Genomic DNA, 17,299 nt, shown 5'->3' with positions numbered 1-17,299 from the left:
GTGCACCGCGCCAGGTCCCCGTTGGCTACACTCCTCCGCTGTCTTGTCCGTCTCCACTCTCCAGACTCCTGGCGCCCGCTTCCGGGCGGGCTCCCGCGCGTGGATGCTCGGGGTGGCGTTGTTCCTCGGAGGCTGCCAGCGGCCGGCCGGGGGCGGCGCGCCCCTCGTCTACGCGGGCTCCGGCAGCATCAGCGACACCGTCCTGTCCCCGCTCAGCGAGGGCTTCGTGCGCCGGGGCGGGCCTCCCGTCGAGGCGAAGCACTACGTCGGCTCCGGCGAGGGCTTCAAGCTCCTGATGGAGGGGCGCGCGGACCTGGGCGGCATGGCGCGCTCGCTGAAGAGCACGGAGAAGGCCCGGAACCCCTATTACGTCATCTTCGGCTACGCCGCGCTCGCGGTGTACGTCCACCCGGACAACCCGGTCCCCACCCTCAGCCGGGCCCAGCTCAAGGCCTTCTTCACCGGGCAGGTGAAGAACTGGAAGGAGGTGGGCGGCCCGGATGCGCCCGTGGAGCTGGTGACGGTGCATCTGTCCACCGGCTCGGGCACGACGGACTTCTTCCGGGAGGCCGTGCTGGAGGGCGCCTCGTTCGCGCCCACGCATGGCTTCACGCACCCGCGGGAGGTCCTGTCCTACGTGGCCTCGCATCCGCACGCGCTGTCGTGGGGCACGCTGGCGTCCGACGTTCACGGAGTCCGGGTGGTGCCGGTGGAGGGCGTGGCGCCCGAGCCCGAGGCGATCCGCACGGCGGACTATCCGCTGTCCCGGCCCCTGGTGCTGGCCACCCGCGGCGTGCCCGAGGGGCCGCTCAAGGACTTCCTCGACTATGTGATGTCGCCCGAGGGCCAGGCCATCGTCGGCCAGTCCTTCATTCCCGTCCGGGAGGCGCGCTGAGCGTCATGTCCCCGCTGCGCCGCCTGAAGGTCCGCCACAAGCTCTCGCTGCTGCTCGTCAGCATCCTCCTGGTGTTCCTGGCGAGCCACTCGCTCCAGGTGTCCACGCTGGACCGGTTCCAGGTGGGCGGCCCCGTGCACCGGCAGCTGAAGCTGCAGGCGGAGACGTACGACACGGTCCAGGCCCTGCTGGGAGAGCTGCACGCCGCTCGCGCGGTGCTGCACCTCATGCTCGTGCCCTCCAGCGAGGACGGGGCGCGGCAGCTGGTCCGGCAGTGGGAGGAGATCGCCGCGGGCGTGGAGGTGCGCTTCGAGCGGGCGCTGTCGGTGACGGATGCGCCGGACGCGCGCCTGTACGTGGAGGACGCGCGCGACGCCTGGGAGGGCTACGCGCGGGCGGTGCGTGCGAGCGTCTTCGCGGCTCCCGGGGCCGAGCGGAGCCGGGTGCTCGCGGACTTCCTGGAGGGGGCCCACACGCGCCGGTACGCGCGGCTGGCCGAGCTGCTCGAGGCGGCGGCCAACAGCCTGCGCCTGCGCTCCAGCGAGATGGAGCTGGAGGCGGCGCGCACGCTGGCGCGGGAGCGGTGGTGGCTCGCGGCGGTGGATGTGGGGCTCGGGCTCTTCCTGCTGCTGTTCCTCACGGCGGTGGGGCGCTCCATCACCCGGCCCCTGCGGGCCCTGGTGGCGGCGGCGCGGCAGGTGGAGAAGGGGGACCTGTCCCTGCAGCTCGCCACTCCCGAGGAGGACGAGATCGGCCAGCTCTCGCGCATCCTCGGGCAGATGGTGTCGCAGCTGCGCGAGCTGATGCGGGCGGTGCGCCAGGCGGGCCAGGAGATGGCCGAGGCGGTGGAGCGGCTGGCGCACGCGGCGGACGAGCAGGGGCGCAGCATCGAGCGGCAGGCGGCGGCGGTGATGCAGACGAACGCGGTGGCCGAGGAGATCAGCCAGACGTCGGAGGTGGCGGAGCGGCAGGCGGAGGGGGTGCTGGGCGCGGCCGAGCGGGCCGACGAGGTGGGCCGCTCCGGCATGGAGGTGCTGGCCGAGAGCCTGCGGGGCATCCAGGAGCTGCGCGGCCAGTTCGACGCCATCGCCCAGCACGTGGTGGAGCTGGCCGAGCACAGCGTGAAGGTGTCCACCCTGACGGAGACGGTGAGGGACCTGGCCGAGCAGAGTCACGTGCTCGCGTTGTCGGCGGGCATCGAGGCGGCGAGGGCGGGGCAGGAGGGGCAGGGCTTCCGGGTGGTGGCGGTGGAGATCCGCTCGCTGGCGGACCGCTCGGTGAAGGAGACGGTGGCGGTGCGTGAGCAGTTGAGGCGCTCGAGTGGGGCCATGCGCAACACGGTGGCCATCACCGCACGGGGCCGCGCGCGGATGGAGGAGGAACTGGAGCAGGTGCGCACGGGAGGCGAGCGCCTGGAGGAGCTCACCCGGATGTTGCAGGAGTCGAGCAGCAGCCTGCGGCGCATCGTGAAGGTGGTGAAGCAACAGCACGAGGGCGTGGGGCAGATCTTCTCCGCGGTGAGCGAGCTGTCGCGCACGACGGACAAGGCGGTGGCCTCGGTGGATGCCATGCGCCAGTCCGCCGAGCAGCTGCGCAGCACGACGGCCCGGCTGACCGAGGCCCTCTCCGGCTTCCGGCTCTGAGCGTGCCGCTCAGTTCACGCCCACCGCGGTCCAGCTCTCCTGGACCTTCTTCACCTCGGCCGAGTTGGCGCCGTACAGGTCCGTGGCGGCCTGCACCGTGGCCTGGCGGGCCTGGGCGAAGGTGGTCTTCGGCGTCATGTAGTGCTCCAGGGCGCGAGCGAAGACCTTGAGGCCCTTCTCCATCCCGATGCCGTCCTTCACCTCGAGGCCGGAGGTGCGGTTCTTCCCGCCGTTGGCCAGCAGGTAGAAGGCGTTGTTGGCGATGCCGCTGGAGCCGTGGACCTCGGTCTGCTTCGGGTAGTTCTTGTAGTGGTCCACGGAGTAGCCGTCCTTCGTCGGGTCGTCCATGTAGCGCAGCGCGTCCCCGGTGCCGTTGGCCGGCGTCCACGCGTCCTCGCCCACCTTCCAGTCGAACTCCACCGCCTTGTTCTTCTGCGAGGCGTACCACTCCACGCCCGAGCCGATGATGTCGCTCATCGCCTCGTTGAGGCCGCCGGACTCGCCCTCGTAGAGGAGGCCCGCGGTGCGCTCGGTGAGGCCGTGGGCGATCTCATGCCCCGCGATGTCCAGCGTGGTGAGCGGGCCGGCCGTCTTCCCGTCGCCATCGCCGTAGTTCATCTGCGTGCCGTCCCAGTACGCGTTCACGAAGTGGGTGCTGATGTGCACGTTGGACACCAGCTTCTCGCCCTTGCCGTCCAGCGAGTCGCGGCCCAGCACGTCCTTCATGAAGTCGTACGTCATCTGCGCGCCGTAGTGCGCGTCCACCGCCGCGCGGTTGCGCGTGGGGTCCGCCGCCTCGCCCCACACGTCGTTCTTGTCGGTGATCTTCACCGGCCGGGTGGCCTGCTCCTTGTTCTGCGCGTCCAGCGTCACCACGCCCTTGCCGCGGCTCGCGTCCTCCAGGCTGAACGTGCCATCCGCGTTCTTCGTCGTGGAGAGCTCCACCTTGCCGCTGTAGAGGCTGGTGTCATCCGCCTTGCCCGTCGCGGGCGGGGTGGGCTTGCCGGGCGCCGGAGCCGGAGCTGTGGGCGTGGCGCCACCCGTGGAGCCGCCCGCGCGGGCCTGGGGCAGCTCGATGCCGCCCATCTGGTTGAAGCTCGTGAGCATCCCGCCGCTGTTGGCGTCCACCAGGTAGTTCATCCGCCGGGGGCGCTCGTCGCCCTCGAGGCCCTGGGTGTGCGTGAGCTCCACGTGGAAGGCCGAGTGGTAGTTGCCGTCCTTGCCCTGGTAGATGACGCGCTCGGCGGTGGGCGCGCGGTCCGTCCGGCCGGCGAAGTCCTTCTGCGCGATGGCCAGGGCGTCGTTGGCCGTCAGCTTCACCGGCTGCGAGCCCAGCCCCGCGGGGATGGTGGAGACGTTGCCCGTGAGGCCCGCCACCTTGCCCTGTTGATCCAGGTGGCTGATGAGCTGCTCGCCGAACACCTTCACGCCCTCGTGCGTGCGGTCCAGGCGCACGTGCGTCATGCCCAGCGCGTCGCGCTCGACGGAGCGGGGCGTGACGGCCTGGGAGATGCCGGCGCCGGGCGCCACGCCGCGGGCCAGCGAGCCCGTCTGCTGCTGCAGGAACTCGAGCGACTTCTGGATGGCGGTTTGCGCCTGCGGGCTGTTCAGCGCCAGGGGGCCCGTGGTGGGCGAGGCGGCCTGCTGCGCGGTGAGCGCCACCTGGGTGCCCTTGCGGGTGGGCGCGAAGCTCGACGCCGCCTCGAAGCCCGTGGCGGTACGGGAGGCCTGGCTCTTCGGCGAGCCCACCGGGAGCTCGCGGGGCGTGACGGGCGTGGAGGTGGAGGCGACGGACGGCTTCTGGGGGCGGTGGGAGATCTGCATGGCTCGAGTTCTTTCCGTGAGTAGTTCTCGTGCGCAGTGAGGAGTAGGTTGTGTGCCAACGCATCGCGTCATGGCGCCCGAACCCGAAGCCCTTGAATTCACACGAGCTGCCCGCCGAACTCCGCCCGGGGCTGGTGACAGCCGTCACCACGCCGCACCGGTCTCCCCCCTGATGACACCTGTCACGGCCTGGTGACAGCCGTCACCACCCCACCTCAGGCGCCGCCGTCGCGGTCCTCGAGCCCGTGCTTGCGCAGCAGCTTGCGCAGGTAGACGCGGTCGATGCCGGCCTCGCGCGAGGCCCGGGAGATGTTGCCCTCGCAGCGCTCGATGAGGCTCTCGAGGTAGTCGCGCTCGAAGCCCTCGATGAGGCGCTCCTTGGCCTCCTTGAAGGGCAGCTCCAACTCGGCCGTGCTGGTGCGCGGCCCGCCGTCCGGGCCTCCCTCGAGCGCGGGCATCTCCGGGAGTGCCTCCTCGCCCAGGTTCACCACCTGCTCCACCACGTTGCGCAGCTCGCGCACGTTGCCGGGCCACGGGTACTGGGCGAGCAGGGCGCGCGTCTGCGCCGACAGCGTGCTGGGCGGCTTGCCCATCCGTCCGAGCACGGTGTCGATGAGCAGGGGGATGTCCTCGGGCCGCTCGCGCAGGGGGGGCAGGGTGACGCGCAGCACGGCGAGCCGGTGGAACAAGTCCCGGCGGAACTTGCCCGCCTTCACCGCGCCCTCCAGGTCCACGTGCGTCGCCGCCACCACGCGCATGTCCACCGTGCGGTAGTCGTTGGCGCCCACCCGCTTCACCTGCCGGCGCTCCAGCACGCGCAGCAGTCTGGGCTGCAGATCCAAGGGCAGCTCGCCCACCTCGTCCAGGAAGACGGTGCCGCCGCTGGCCCGCTCGAAGGCTCCGGCGCGGTCGGACTGCGCGCCGGTGAAGGCGCCCTTCACGTGGCCGAAGAGCTCCGACTCGATGAGCGAGGGAGCGATGCCCGCCAGGTCCACGATGATGAAGGGCCCCTTGCGGCGTGGGCTCTCCTGGTGGAGCGCCTCGGCGCACAGCTCCTTGCCCGTGCCCGTCTCGCCCTGGATGAGGACGTCCGAGCCGCCGGGCGCCATGCGCTCCAGCAGGGTGAAGACCTCGCGCATCTTCCGGCTGCTGCCCACCAGGGCGCCGAAGCTCTCGCGCGACGAGAGCAGCAGCGAGCGCTCCCGCGTGTCCTCCGGCACCACCTTGAGCTCGGTGGTGCCCAGGGTGATGACGCTGCCCGCGCGCAGCTCCAGCTGGGAGAAGCGCAGCCCCTCGCAGAAGGAGCCGTTGCGCGAGTCCAGGTCCACCGCGAGCACGTGCTCCTCGTGCACCTGCAGCTTCAGGTGCTGCCGCGAGATGGTCTTGTCACTCAGGACGATGTCGCACGTGGGGGCCTTGCCCACCGTGTACTCGCCGTGCTCGAGCGGATGACTGCGTCCCGCTTCCGGGCCGGAGAGCACCAGCAGCTTCAACCGCAGCTGTGCTGGACCGGCACGGTGGAGGGGCACTGTCGCGCCCAGGGTCTCTTCATCTTCGTGCGCCGCCACGCAGTGGACGCTACCACGCTCCACGTCCTCGGGACACCGCTTCTACAAGCGCGTCGGGCGGCGGGTGGGCTTCGCCTGGCGGCGCCTGGACTTCTCCTTCTTGGGCGCCTCCTCCTTCGGCAGCGACTCCAGCCAGGTGTCCACCTCGGACACCTTCGGCGCCAGTCCGGCCTGCGTGAAGCGCTCGCGGGCCCTGGCCGCCTCGGCACGAGCCTCTGGCTGCTGGCCGGACACCCAGAGCGCCCGGGCCAGCGCGAAGCCCGACACCGCCAGCAGGTCGGGCGGGACCTCGGTGAAGGTGACGGCCTGCTTCAGCGGTTCGATCGCCTCCCGCTCCCGCTTCAGGCCCAGCAGCGCCTGGCCCACGCCGTCATACGAGGGCTGGAGCAGCATGTCCTCGGGGGGCAGCGCCTTGCGCTTGGCCGCGAGCGCCGCCTCGTAGATGGGCAGCGCCTCGTCGTAGCGCTCGAGCTCCAGCAGGCACATGCCCAGCTCGTCCAGCGCCTCCGCCGTGGGCATGCTGTCCTTGCCGAACGTGGCCTCGCGGATGCGGGCCGCCTCGCGCGCATGCTCCAGTGCCTTCTCGTGCTGGCCCATGTCCCGCAGCGTCCAGGACAGCATCACGTGGCGCCGCGCCATGTCCGGGTGCATCGCGCCCACCGAGGCCTCCGTCTGCTTCAGCGCCTCCTCCAGCAGCGGCAACGCCTTCGCGTACTCGCCCATGTCCCGCATCACGCGCCCGAGCAGGAACGTGGTGCGCGCCCGCTTCGGATGGCCCGAGGGCAGCACCTTCGCGTGGATCTGCCTCGCCTGCTCCAGCAGCGCCTTCGCTTCCGGGAGCTTCGACTGGGAGATGGCCAGGTTGGCCCGGTTCACCCGCACGTCGCTCTCCAGCAACGGATCTCCCCCCAGGCGTTGCAGCGTGGCCTCCGCCAGCCCGCCCCAGCCCTCCGCCTGTCCGAAGTGCCGCTGCCCGTCCTCCACGAAGAGCAGCTTGTTGAGGATGGACACCTTCAGCCGGTCCGCCCGTCCCGCCTCGGCGTCGTAGACGGCCCGCGACAGCAGCTTGGACGCCTCGGCCGATTCCCCCAGCTGCTCCTGAATCCAACCCACGTGGAAGCGCAGCTCGGCCACCAGCGGCAGGTGCCCGGTGGCCAGCACCGGCGCCTCCCACTGGCGCGCCTTCTCCAGCGCCAACGGGTAGCGGCCCGCGTCCACCATCGCCTTCACCTCGGCGAGCCGCTCCTCCAGCCGGGCGATCTCCGCGCGCTTCGCCGGATCCGACGGCAACCGCTGCTGCTCGGAGAGCGACTCCACGTCCGCGCACTCCTGCAACGCGGGCAGCGCGTGCGCCGCGTCCAGCGCCTTCTCCACCAGGGGCCCATCCGCCTCGGACAGCAGCGTCACCAGCGCCCCCAGGTCCTTGCGCCGCCGCTCCAGGCACACCACGCGCCGCGACAGCAGCTCCTCGGGCTGCGTCCCGTGCACGCGCGTGGCCTCGCACGCCTCGGTGCGCTGCCGGGTCCACGCGGCCGCGTACTCCTCCAGCACCCCCGACACGCGCGCCGCCGTCTCCTTCGCGAAGGGCCGCTTCGTGGCGAGGAAGGCCGCCTCCAGCCTGCCCTTCGCCGCCGGCTCCCACACTCCGGCCATCAGCTCGCCCGCGCCCGTGCACAGCCGGGTCTGCCGGTACGCCGTGCCCGCCACCACCGCCAGCCCCACCGCCGCCGTGCACGCCGCCGCCACCCACCGCTGCCGCTTCACCCGCCGCTGCTCCTGCGACAGCGCCTCCAGCAGCGCCTTCATCGACGGGAAGCGCGCCGAGGGCTCCAGCGCCAGCCCGCGCATCAGCGCCTGCTTCACCCACGCCGGCACCTTCTTGTCGCGCGGCGGCTCCTGGATGAGATCCGTGGGGATCGGCTCCGGCTCCATGGGCTCGGTGCGCGCCGACGCATCCGGCTGCGAGCGCGACGTGGCGAACGCCCGCATGCGCGAGGTCTCGAAGGCGCGCTTGCGGTAGAGGCCCCAGTACAGCGCCGCGCAGAAGCTGAATTGATCCGAGCGCGCGTCCACCTCGCGCCCCTGGTACTGCTCCGGGGACATGTAGTTGGGCGTGCCCAGCACCACGCCCGTCTGGGTGAGGTTGGCCTCCAGCATCCGGCGCTCGGGCGCCATCAGCTCCCGGGCCTCCTCGGACAGGGCGTCGTCCTCCTGGGGAGGCGCCCCCACCTGGAGCGCCAGGCCGAAGTCCGTGACGTACACGCGGCCCGCCCGGCTCACCAGCACGTTGGCCGGCTTGAAGTCGCGGTGCACCAGCCCCGCCTCGTGGGCCGCCTGCAACCCCCGGCCCGCCGCCAGGAAGCGCTCCAGCACCTCGCGCCAGGAGTGCTCCTCCTCCAACCAGCCGCTCAGCGTGCCCCCGTCCGCCAACTCCATGGCGAGGAACACCTGCTCCCCCCACACCCCCACGTCGAAGATGGGGATGACGTTGGGATGGGACACCCGGGCCATGGCCTGGGCCTCGCGCAGCAGCCGGGCCCGTGCCGTCTCCGACGCCGACTGCCCGTCCGACGGCTGCAACAGCTTGAGGGCCACCTTCCGGTCCAGATCCGGATCGAACGCCGCGTACACCACCCCCATGCCGCCCTGGCCGAGCCGCTCCAACAGGAGGTAGCGCCCCACCTGGGAGACGGGAGGCACGTCCTCCGGCGCCCGGCCCCGCTGGGACCGGGACCTGCCCGTGTTCGGCGCGGACTCGCGCGTGCCCTTCCCCTTGCTCCGGCTCTTCGGGTCTCTCATGGGATGCAGGACATTCTAACTGGACGGTTTCTGTGGAAAAAGACTACATTGTGCGCTGTCCGAAGAAACTTCGGACGGCGCGCGCCGATAAATACGCAAGATTCGCGATTTTCCAAATCAGGTGGGATGCGAGATGAGCGTGAAACTGTCCTCGATGCTGGGTAACGCCCTGAGCCGGGCGCTGGAGCTTCCCTCGCAGAGCCGTGTCCAGGCTCCCACGTCGCCCACGACTCCGACCGCGCCGGCCAACACCCCCGCCCCGTTCGTGCCGGGGAGCCGCGATCTCTTCGAGCAGGTGTGCAAGGTGCAGAAGGAGTGGGAGGCGAAGTTCGCCGAGGTGGTGCAGGCGATCGCCCCCGAGCTGGAGCAGCTGGCGCCGGTGGAGACGAAGTCCCTGAAGGAGCTGGCCAACTCGGTCAACGAGTCGCGCAACGTGGTGGCCGGGGACCAGTTCGAGAAGGGCAAGTGGTCCAGCGCCACGCCGGTGCTCCAGCAGACCGAGGACGACAACTGCGGCGCGGCGGCGGCGGCCATGCTGACCAAGGCCAAGGGCGGCAAGGAGGCGGTGTCCGGCGAGCAGCTGATGGACGAGCTGGGCTCGCGCTACGGCACCAAGGATGGCACCACGCCCAAGGAGATGGCCAACATGCTGGCCAACGAGGGCATCAAGGTGAAGGGCGGCAACACCCGCGTCGACAAGAACGCGCTGGAGGGCACCCTGAAGAGCGGTGGCAAGGCCGTGGCCATGGTGGACTCCAATGAGATCTCCACCAAGGGGAGCGCGCAGGCGCCCGGCAAGGCGCACTGGGTCGTCATCGACGGCATGGACGACCAGGGCCGCTTCATGGTGAAGGACCCGGGCAGCGCCTCCAGCTACTTCGTGAAGGGCGAGGAGCTGAACAAGGCCATCGACACCGGGCGCAACGCCCACCAGTCCGGCGGCGTGCTCCTCCTGGAGAACGCGCAGACCCCGGAGCCCGCGCCCGTGCTGGCCCAGGAGTCCGTGAAGAACGCGGAGGCGCTCGGCAATACGCCGGGCGGTGGCTCCATGTCCTGGCGCTTCGGCCGCGAGTCCTCCTGAGCCGGACTGAAATCCATTTCACATTCCTGAAAAACCGGTTTCACGGTTTCGTCTGGATGTCGTATGGATTTCGGAACGAGGGAGGGCGCAGGGTACGCCGCCATGAGTCGCAGGGACCGCACCAGGGTCGGAGAGTCTGGCCAGGCGACGGTCGAGGCGGCGCTCACCCTGCCGTTGACGATCTTCCTGCTGCTGGGGACGTTGCAGCTCTTCCTGCTGCTGCAGGCGCGGACGCTGACGGAGTACGCGGCGTTCCGCGCCGTGCGCACGGGCAGCGTCAAGCACGGGGACTGCGAGGCGATGACGCACGCGGCCATCGGGGTGCTGCTGCCCACGTTCGCCCGGACGGACTCGCCGGCGGCGCTCGGGGGGGCCTTCCGCAACCACCGGGACAACCGCTACCACCCCGGACGTGACTCGGGGCACTCGGGCGCCATCGTGTGGATTGCCCGTGAGCGGCCGTTGCGCGGCTCCATCCCCGGCAACGAGGAGGAGTCCTTCGACGACGTCAACCGCTACGGCGGCGTGGAGGACGTGGTGCGGCTGGAGGCGCGGCTCGTCTTCTGGTTCCCCATGCGCATCCCCTTCGCCAATTGGGTGCTGGGGCGGATGTTCCTGGCCCAGCTCGGGCTGCGGGAGTACTCGTCCACGGATCCGCTCATCCCGGTCCGCACCGCGCGGTGGGGTGGCCGGGCGCCTCCCTCGCTCGACGTGGCCATCCGCGAGGAGATGCTCGAGCGCGCCACGCGCCAGGACTACGTCTTTCCGCTCCAGGCCAGCTACGCCATGCGGATGATGACGCCCGCGCGCCCGCGCTACTTCGCGACGCAGAACTGCCCCCTGACTCCGGAGGGCCTATGAGCTTCCCCCGCGCTCGAGGCCAGGCGTTGGTGCTCTTCAGCCTGACGATGCTGCTGGTCACCGTCATGGTGTGTCTCACGCTCTCGTTCTCCATGAAGGTGCGCGAGAAGATGGAGACGCAGAGCGTGGCGGACCTGGCCGCCTACAGCAGCGCGGTGGCCACCGCGCGCACCTTCAACAGCATCGCCCTCATGCGCCGCGCCCAGACGGGCCACCTGGTGGCCATGTCCGGAGTGCTGAGCCTCACCAGCTGGACCAGCATGATGCGCGCCAACCTCAACGCCGCCCGCATGGCCGCGCAGGGGTGTCCCGCCGCCGCCGAGGCCCTGGTGGCCCTGGACGAGCAGAACGCGGCCATTGAGCAGAAGTGGCACGAGCTGGATGCCCGGGCCGGCGTGCAGGCCTACAACATCCAGCTGATCGGCGGACACCTGGGGCGCATGCAGGGGGAGATGTTCGGCCGGCTGCAGCAGGCGGTCGCCGGAGGGGATGCCTCGTTCGTCGCGCAGCTGGCGTCGCTGGCGAGCAAGGGCAGCCCGTACAGCCAGGAGCTGCGCGCGGGACCGACGCAGGTGTCCGTGAACGAGCTGATCCACGCCACCTCCGGGGGCAGCGGCCACGCCCTGGACATGGCCATGGCCACCCGCGGCTACATCTTCACCACCCGCCGCCAGGGCGTGCCGGCCTTCACGGGGGACCGGGGCATCCTGGGGGCGCTGGGCGCGGCGGGAGGCCGGGCGCGCATCGTCAATGGTGGCGGCAGCGCCTATTGGGGCTCGGCGCTCGGGCACGGCGGGCGCGCGGACAAGGCCTGGTTCACCTGGGCCGAGGACCATGCCCTGGTGGAGGTCACCTTCCCCGGCTGCGCTCCCTTCCGCGTGAGGGCCACGGCCGGCGTGAAGGCCACCGACCTCGAGGATGGCACCGACAACCACTGGTGGACGCCCACCTCGCCCGTGCTCGGATCGGAGGATCCGGGGATGGAGAAGCAGTACCGGCACACGCTCCTGTCGTGCTGGCCCCGCATCTACTGCCCGAGCACCTTCATCGGAGGCATGACGTACAACACGGCCGACGACTCGAACGGCAACCTCTGGGCCCAGCCGAAGCTCTTCGCGCTCGCCCAGCGGGACTACAAGGTGCGGGGTTTGCGGAGCGATCCATGGAACCTCCTCTTCCGCTTCCACTTCACCCCCGAGGGCGTCCGCACGTTCGACAGCCACGGCATCGTCCTGGGGGATGGCACGGACATCAGCGTGCAGAACGCGCTCGCCACCGGGCTGGCCTACTACCACCGGCGCGGACGCTGGAACGAGCCGCCCAACCTCTGGAATCCCTTCTGGCGCGCCACGCTCGTGGCCGCGGACATCGACAGCGGGGGAGACCTGCGGCGCGGTGGCACCGACATCCCGGACACCGTGGGAGGCCCCGCGGCCGAGGCCTACCGTCAGCTCATCTCGGCGGGCTACAAGGGAGTGCACTGATGCGGGCCTTCCGGCATGACGCGCGAGGGCAGTCCACGCTGGAGCTGGCGCTGGGCCTGCTCGTCTTCGTCACCGTGGTGATGTTCGGCATCCACTTCGCCGAGGTGGGCTACCTGTCGCTCAAGGTGCACGAGGCGGCCGTCTCCCCGCTCTGGGACAGCACCGCGTTCCGGGTGCACCGGATGCTGGAGCAGCGCGATCACGTGAGCGACTTCGGGGCCTTCTCCTCCATCGCCCCGCGGGTGATGGCCAATGCCCAGGAGCGCTACCGCGACTTCGACGGACGCAGCTCCTTCGCGAGCCCCCGTACGCACATCACCCAGGTCTTCACCCGGGTAGAGGACATGCGGGTGCGGTGCGCCCGGGACGAGGACGTGGAGTTCGATCTTCCCCGGAGCCGGCGCCCCGCGCTGCGGGAGCCGCGGCCCGGCAACTGGGGCACCTACCCGCCCGGACAGGACGTGGGAGAGCCCACGGACAGCGTGCTCGATGGCATCTACGAGAACGTGGGCGGCATCAGCTGCTCCGCCGAGGCCCACCTGGAGGGGCTGCCCTCGTTGCCCAGGTCCTTCCTGGAAGGGGAGGGCGGCTTCTTCCGGGAGAAGCACTCCACGTTGCTGAAGATGAAGGCGTGTGCCACGGGCCGCGCCGTGGGAGGCCGCTGCCAGGGGCGTTACGGCATCCTCCTGGGAGACTTCGGCTTCTCGGATCCCGAGGTGAGCGGGCACTGCCCCCTCCAGCCCGAGCAGCCGAACGTCCCCTGCGCGGAGAACCGGGCCTTCTATTACGCGGCCATGAAGGTGTTCGACGCCAACGGGCGCTCCGCCGGCCGCGATGCCACGAAGTTCGCCGAGTTCTTCGTCGGCGAGAGCCCCATCGACGAGAGCGGCTTCTTCATGAGCTACCGCGGCGAGGAGGACGACTACGTCGAGCTGGATACCCCGCGCGGCGAGTCCCAGGACGAGGTGGATCGGCCGAGGAACACCGGTGGCGTGGACCACGAGCCATCGCCCAAGCGCCGCCCGTCCAACACGTGCTTCCTGGGGTTGCCGGAATGCTGAGCTGCCTGCTGGTGCTGAAGCTGATGCTGGCGGCGGCGCCCGCGCAGGCGTCCCGCGAGCCCTTCCAGTGGACGGTGCCCGGGCTGGTGTCCGTGGTGGACGTGCCGGACACGATGAACGTGGGCGGCATCCCCGTCCGCATCCAGGTCTACACCTCCAAGGAGAAGCTGGAGCGGCTCCTCCAGTACTTCGCCACCGCCTTCGACGACGCGGGCTTCTACGTCCAGCGCCAGCAGCCCCGGCTCGCCGCCGAGCCCCACCTCACCGCGCTGGATACGCGGACCTTCACCTCGTACACCGTCATCCTCACGCCCGAGCCCGGAGGGCTGACCACGGTGGTGCTCGGCCAGGCGCGGCTGGGGGAGGCGAAGCCCGCCGCTCCTCCGCGGTTCCCGCCCGTGTACGCCGGGGCCATGAATGTCCTCTCCGCGGATCTCGAGGGCGCACGGACGCTCACCTACCGGGCCCCCGGCAAGGAGGCCGACGTGCGAGGCTGGTACCGGGAGCAGCTCACGCGCTCCGGATTCAAGGAGGAGTCCCCCCAGGTCTTCCAGCGCCAGGCGCAGGAGCTCCGGTTGTCGCTCTCGCAGGAGGGGGGCTGGGTCCAGGTCGTCCTCTTCCTCAAGACGGCTGGAGCGCTGCCTCCGCTGGAGCCCGAGCCGGAAACGCGGTAGGGACTCGCGCCCATGAAGCGCCGCACCTTCCGAGTCGAAGCCGCCCACACGGGCCGTCCCCTGGGTGAGGCGCTGGCGGAGGAGCTGGGCGTGCCTCGCGAGGAGGCGGAGCGCCTGGTGGGCGTGGGAGCGGTGTACGTGGCCGGGCGCCGGAGCCGGGACGCGGGGACGCGGCTGACGGCGGGGCAGGTGGTGACGGTGGTGCTGGAGGAGGGCGGACAGAGCCCGCTCGCGGCGCCGCCGGCCTCCGCGCCCACGTTGCGGATACTCCACGAGGACGCGGACATCATCGCGGTGGACAAGCCGGCGGGCATGACGGCGCAGCCCACGGAGGGGCGGGTGGGGGACAGCCTGGTGGACCGGGTGGGCGAGTACCTGAAGCGGCCCGCGGGCCTGGTGCACCGGTTGGACAGGGAGACGTCCGGGGTGACGGTGTTCGGGAAGACGCCCCAGGCGACCACGGCGCTGGCGGAGGAGTTCCGCGAGGGCCGGGCACGCAAGCGCTACCTGGCGGCGGTGGGGCCGGTGCCGCTGCCGGCCCAGGGCACGATTGATCTGCCGCTGTCGAAGGATCCGTCGCGGCCGGGACGCTGGCGGGCCACCCGCGCGGCGAATGGGATTCCCGCGCTCACCGAGTACCGGGTGCTGCACGCGGGGCCGGACTTCTGCCTGGTGGAGCTGCTGCCGCGGACGGGGCGGACCCATCAGCTGCGCGCGCACCTGACGGCGCTGGGGGCACCCATCCTCGGGGACAAGCGTTACGGCGGCGCCTCGCGGGCGGGAGGAATCGAGGCCCCGCGCTGCCTGCTGCATGCCCAGGCGCTGGAGCTGGGACACCCGCGCACGGGCGCCCCCGTGCGGTTCGAGGCGCCCATTCCCGAGGATCTCGCTCGCTTCTTCGCGGCGGCGGGTATCACCGGGCGATGAAGGCCCGGGGGGGCCAGGCCCTCCTGGGGGTGAGCTTCCTCCGTCCGGCCCGCTACGGTGTGGTGCGCTGACGCAGGCGCGGCGGGAGGTGGGGGGCGAACTCATCGAACTGGGGCTCCACCCGGGCCGGGAGCGTGCTCTTCAGCCCGACGGTGGGGAGCCCCGCCCAGCGGCGCACCGTCCCGACGGCCTCGGAGAACTGGAGCTCGGGAAGCCTGCTGATGTTGCTGCCATGGTTTCCGCCCGGCACCGTGTACAGGTAGGAGTCCCTGGCGCCGCCCAGCGAGACGGCCGCCGCGCTCCAGGGATCGAGCTCGCCGTAGATGAACATCAACCGCTCGCCCTGCGTGGACACCCAGTCCTGGATGTCCTGCATGGCGGAATCGCGGAAGACGAGCGGCAGGCCGGGCGGTGCATAGACCGGCGCGATGTCCGTGTCCGGGAAGTGGATGAGGTCGCCGAGGAAGTCGTCGTACGCCCCGGGCCAGCCCAGCTCCACCGACGCCTGGTAGTAATAGGCCGCGTAGTAGCCGAGGCCGCTGGAACCGTTATCGGCGAACGTGGCCAGACCCACCATGGAGTTCATCACGTCCAGCAGCTCCGCGCCCGTCGCCTCGCTCCCCGGGAAGAGGTCGCAGTTGGCCGGGGAGTTGTACTGCCAGAAGCCGAAGTAGGTCTCGAGGACGGCATGCTCCAGCGCCCGCTCGAAGCCGAGCTGTGTGAACGTCAGCCCGTTGTTCTGCGCGTAGGTGCGCAACAGCCCGAGCATCTCCTCGCGGCGCCCCAGCACCGTGCGCTGGAAGGTGTGGATGCGCTCGCGGCAGGAGGCCTGGGCGTCGCCACCCACGGCATGCATGAAGGCGGGGAAGCGCGCGTCATCCTTGCGCGCGAAGGGCGCCACGTAGGCCACCGTCGCGTCCACGTCGTTCGGGTAGAAGCGCCGGAAGAACACCATCGTCTCACCGCCCTTGCTGGCCCCCGTGGACAGCCAGCGGCCACCATAGAGGGGCTTGAAGGCCTGGACGATGCGGTGGAAGTCCGCGGCGGACTGCTCGAGGGTCAGCAGGCTCCAGTCCGCGGGCTCGGGGCGGCTCGGCGGGAAGAAGCGGTGCTCGACGGAGAGCTGGTTGGCGCTCAGCAGCGAGGTCAGCTCGCGCCGGACCGTGCCCGTGGAGACGTAGTAGCCACCGGTGTAGAGCACCATGGGCGCCGTGTCCGACGTGTGCAGCAACGTCAGGCGCTGCTGGAAGCGCTGGCACTCCGGGTGGGAATGATCGGCCGGCTGGTCGTACTGCATGATGAAGAAGCGGTAGCCGGCGGGGACGCGCGCTCCGTTGGGGTTCTCCTGAACGGTGAGCCCGGGGATGGCGCGCAGCCGCTCCAGGATGTCCACCGACGTGTCCTGCAGGAAGGCCTTGTCCGCCACCGCCTCCACGAACGGCAGGAGGCCAGTGCCACATTGATTCGTGCCGCCGTCGGATTGCCCCGTGCCAGCGTCCGGCAGCTCCGTGCCGGAGTCTGGTTGCTCCGTGCCGGCGTCACCGACGCCCGCATCCGGGGTGGGCTTGGGGTTGTCGCCGCAGGCTCCCAGGGTGAGCAGGAGCAGGAGGGAGGGCACAAGGAAAAGGGACCGGGTGACACGGTCGGTGTAGCGCATGGACTCCTCTGGGGATGGGAGCAGGCCCCGTGCGTGGGGTTGCCTGCGCGATGGTACCGCATGGCTCGGACATCACCGGTGACACGGGAGTCGTCTAGGATCGTCTCATGTCTCGAAACACGGTAATCGCGGCGGCCTTCAACAACGCGCGATGGTGCGATGCGGTGTGCCGTACTCATGGGCACCCAGGCGAGCTCACCGATGCGCTGTGGCTCAACCGCGCCCAGGTGCCACCGTTCTATCCCAACGTCGTCACGCTCACGCCGGAGGGACAGACCCGGCAACTGGAGGCGATCTCCGCGCTCGAGCTGCCGGGGCGCTGGGGCGTCAAGGACAGCTTCGCGGCGCTCGACCTCGCACCGCTGGGCTTCGAGGAGCTGTTCTCCGCGCAGTGGCTCCACTATTCCCCGGAGAGAATGGCTCCCACCCGCACTGGCGGTGCGCGCTGGGTTGAGATCCGCGACATGGCCGCACTGACCGCGTGGGAGGCGGCCTGGAGGGGTCAGCCGAGTCCCTCGCACGCCGTGTTCCGTCCCGGCCTGCTCGAGGACTTGGACGTGAAGATCCTCGCCGCGTACCACGAGGACACCCTCGTCGCCGGAGCCATCGCCTATCGCGCCGACGGGGTCGTGAGCCTGTCGAACACGTTCTTCGCGGAGTCACGGGCCGAAGTGCTGCGCGCGGAGCTGCTCGGGCAACTCCTGGCCGCGTTCCCGGGCCTGCCCCTCGTGGGGTACGAGCACGGTGACGAGCTGGCCGCGTGGTGTGCGCTGGGCTTCGAGCCCATCGGTCCCCTGCGGGTCTGGCTGAAGAAGACATAGGCCG

General features: G+C 70.8%; 13 protein-coding genes. 9 read left to right on the top strand and 4 right to left on the bottom strand.

Features of this window, described 5'->3' with window-relative positions:
* The first annotated feature begins 112 nt into the window (after positions 1-112).
* Positions 113-895, top strand: coding sequence for a phosphate ABC transporter substrate-binding protein (locus tag AC16DP_RS02640; protein ID WP_329731692.1), 783 nt, complete (start codon positions 113-115; stop codon positions 893-895).
* A gap of 5 nt (positions 896-900) precedes the next feature.
* Complete coding sequence (locus tag AC16DP_RS02635; protein ID WP_329731691.1) at positions 901-2,538, top strand: methyl-accepting chemotaxis protein; 1,638 nt, start codon at positions 901-903, stop codon at positions 2,536-2,538.
* A gap of 9 nt (positions 2,539-2,547) precedes the next feature.
* Here the strand turns inward: AC16DP_RS02635 and AC16DP_RS02630 are convergent, their stop codons facing one another.
* The 3 genes from AC16DP_RS02630 to AC16DP_RS02620 all read right to left on the bottom strand — a co-directional run bounded on the left by AC16DP_RS02630 (position 2,548) and on the right by AC16DP_RS02620 (position 8,729).
* Positions 2,548-4,362: a M4 family metallopeptidase gene (locus tag AC16DP_RS02630; protein WP_329731690.1), complete on the bottom strand. Its 1,815-nt coding sequence runs from the start codon at positions 4,360-4,362 to the stop codon at positions 2,548-2,550.
* A 215-nt stretch (positions 4,363-4,577) separates the two neighbouring features.
* A complete protein-coding gene (locus tag AC16DP_RS02625; protein ID WP_414640771.1) occupies positions 4,578-5,903 on the bottom strand; it encodes a sigma 54-interacting transcriptional regulator in 1,326 nt (441 codons plus the stop codon).
* Between the two features lie 69 nt (positions 5,904-5,972).
* Positions 5,973-8,729: a serine/threonine-protein kinase gene (locus AC16DP_RS02620; protein WP_329731689.1), complete on the bottom strand. Its 2,757-nt coding sequence runs from the start codon at positions 8,727-8,729 to the stop codon at positions 5,973-5,975.
* Positions 8,730-8,862: 133 nt separating this feature from the next.
* Here AC16DP_RS02620 and AC16DP_RS02615 point away from each other — a divergent pair, with 133 nt between their 5' ends.
* The 6 genes from AC16DP_RS02615 to AC16DP_RS02590 all read left to right on the top strand — a co-directional run bounded on the left by AC16DP_RS02615 (position 8,863) and on the right by AC16DP_RS02590 (position 14,817).
* On the top strand, positions 8,863-9,810 hold the full coding sequence (locus tag AC16DP_RS02615) for a C39 family peptidase (protein WP_329731688.1): 948 nt from the start codon (positions 8,863-8,865) through the stop codon (positions 9,808-9,810).
* Positions 9,811-9,912: 102 nt separating this feature from the next.
* On the top strand, positions 9,913-10,671 hold the full coding sequence (locus AC16DP_RS02610; RefSeq protein WP_329731687.1) for a TadE/TadG family type IV pilus assembly protein: 759 nt from the start codon (positions 9,913-9,915) through the stop codon (positions 10,669-10,671).
* Entirely contained in the window at positions 10,668-12,155 is a 1,488-nt protein-coding gene (locus AC16DP_RS02605; RefSeq protein ID WP_329731686.1) for a pilus assembly protein TadG-related protein, read from the top strand. The genes AC16DP_RS02610 and AC16DP_RS02605 overlap by 4 nt, the downstream gene beginning before the upstream one ends.
* Positions 12,155-13,216, top strand: coding sequence for a TadE/TadG family type IV pilus assembly protein (locus tag AC16DP_RS02600; RefSeq protein WP_329731685.1), 1,062 nt, complete (start codon positions 12,155-12,157; stop codon positions 13,214-13,216). Before AC16DP_RS02605 ends, AC16DP_RS02600 begins: the two co-directional genes overlap by 1 nt.
* The gene (locus tag AC16DP_RS02595; protein ID WP_329731684.1) at positions 13,210-13,890 is read left to right on the top strand and encodes a hypothetical protein; all 681 of its coding nucleotides are present in this window, start codon (positions 13,210-13,212) and stop codon (positions 13,888-13,890) included. Before AC16DP_RS02600 ends, AC16DP_RS02595 begins: the two co-directional genes overlap by 7 nt.
* Before the next feature lie 12 nt (positions 13,891-13,902).
* Positions 13,903-14,817, top strand: coding sequence for an RluA family pseudouridine synthase (locus AC16DP_RS02590; protein WP_329731683.1), 915 nt, complete (start codon positions 13,903-13,905; stop codon positions 14,815-14,817).
* 52 nt (positions 14,818-14,869) lie between these two features.
* On the opposite strand, the gene AC16DP_RS02585 is transcribed toward AC16DP_RS02590, so the two are convergent.
* Entirely contained in the window at positions 14,870-16,474 is a 1,605-nt protein-coding gene (locus AC16DP_RS02585; protein WP_329731682.1) for a S28 family serine protease, read from the bottom strand.
* 107 nt (positions 16,475-16,581) lie between these two features.
* Here AC16DP_RS02585 and AC16DP_RS02580 point away from each other — a divergent pair, with 107 nt between their 5' ends.
* Positions 16,582-17,295 carry a hypothetical protein gene (locus AC16DP_RS02580; protein ID WP_329731681.1) on the top strand — a complete coding sequence of 238 codons (714 nt, stop codon included), beginning with the start codon at positions 16,582-16,584 and terminating at the stop codon, positions 17,293-17,295.
* Positions 17,296-17,299 lie beyond the last annotated feature (4 nt).

Source organism: Archangium sp., assembly GCF_057119385.1.
This window is presented reverse-complemented; position numbering and strand designations above follow the sequence as displayed.

What these genes read in the sequence shown, in the direction of transcription:
- AC16DP_RS02590 (WP_329731683.1), top strand. Translation starts at nt 13,903, where the DNA reads ATGAAGCGCCGCACCTTCCGAGTCGAAGCCGCCCACACGGGCCGTCCC.
- AC16DP_RS02605 (WP_329731686.1), top strand. Translation starts at nt 10,668, where the DNA reads ATGAGCTTCCCCCGCGCTCGAGGCCAGGCGTTGGTGCTCTTCAGCCTG.
- AC16DP_RS02620 (WP_329731689.1), bottom strand. Translation starts at nt 8,729, where the DNA reads ATGAGAGACCCGAAGAGCCGGAGCAAGGGGAAGGGCACGCGCGAGTCC.
- AC16DP_RS02615 (WP_329731688.1), top strand. Translation starts at nt 8,863, where the DNA reads ATGAGCGTGAAACTGTCCTCGATGCTGGGTAACGCCCTGAGCCGGGCG.
- AC16DP_RS02595 (WP_329731684.1), top strand. Translation starts at nt 13,210, where the DNA reads ATGCTGAGCTGCCTGCTGGTGCTGAAGCTGATGCTGGCGGCGGCGCCC.
- AC16DP_RS02635 (WP_329731691.1), top strand. Translation starts at nt 901, where the DNA reads ATGTCCCCGCTGCGCCGCCTGAAGGTCCGCCACAAGCTCTCGCTGCTG.
- AC16DP_RS02630 (WP_329731690.1), bottom strand. Translation starts at nt 4,362, where the DNA reads ATGCAGATCTCCCACCGCCCCCAGAAGCCGTCCGTCGCCTCCACCTCC.
- AC16DP_RS02585 (WP_329731682.1), bottom strand. Translation starts at nt 16,474, where the DNA reads ATGCGCTACACCGACCGTGTCACCCGGTCCCTTTTCCTTGTGCCCTCC.
- AC16DP_RS02580 (WP_329731681.1), top strand. Translation starts at nt 16,582, where the DNA reads ATGTCTCGAAACACGGTAATCGCGGCGGCCTTCAACAACGCGCGATGG.
- AC16DP_RS02610 (WP_329731687.1), top strand. Translation starts at nt 9,913, where the DNA reads ATGAGTCGCAGGGACCGCACCAGGGTCGGAGAGTCTGGCCAGGCGACG.
- AC16DP_RS02600 (WP_329731685.1), top strand. Translation starts at nt 12,155, where the DNA reads ATGCGGGCCTTCCGGCATGACGCGCGAGGGCAGTCCACGCTGGAGCTG.